The 520-nt window shown below is 56.1% G+C and carries 1 rRNA gene; it reads left to right on the plus strand.

Annotation, left to right across the window (positions count from 1 at the left end):
* Window positions 1-341: 341 nt before the first annotated feature.
* Window positions 342-456 (plus strand): 5S ribosomal RNA (gene rrf, locus QD409_RS35750).
* The last annotated feature ends 64 nt before the right edge of the window (window positions 457-520 follow it).

Consider the following 520-nt stretch of genomic DNA (forward strand, 5'->3'; position numbering starts at 1 on the left):
GTGTGGAAGTGCGGCAACGCATGAAGCTTACCGGTACTAATAGCTCGATTGGCTTGATCGTTCCCATTGCCAGTGCTCATCGAACAAGTTCGATGAGGCTTTAAGTTCAGCGCTCACGCATGAGCGGGTCTTCGACCCTATGCTCCGCGAGGGCGCCGGACGTCCGGCGACGCGCTTTGCGCTTGCGGTCYTAGCGACCGTGTCCGGACAACCAACGACGTGTTCAAATAGACAAAACGAAGTGACAAGCGTAAACCGCAAGGCGGTTTATCGCGACTTCACCAGCTTCTCATAGGGCATAAACCGCTAGCGCGGTTTAGCCCGAAGTTGCGCTTTGCCGACCTGGTGGTTATGGCGGGGTGGCCGCACCCGTTCCCTTTCCGAACACGGCCGTGAAACGCCCCTGCGCCCATGGTACTTCGTCTTAAGACGCGGGAGAGTAGGTCGCTGCCAGGTCTGCAAATCGCAACTCACGCTAAATCGCTCAAGCAATTTATGCGTCTCATAATCTTCTCATCAC

It is taken from the genome of Rhizobium sp. BR 315 (assembly GCF_050577975.1).
Taxonomy (GTDB): domain Bacteria; phylum Pseudomonadota; class Alphaproteobacteria; order Rhizobiales; family Rhizobiaceae; genus Rhizobium; species Rhizobium miluonense.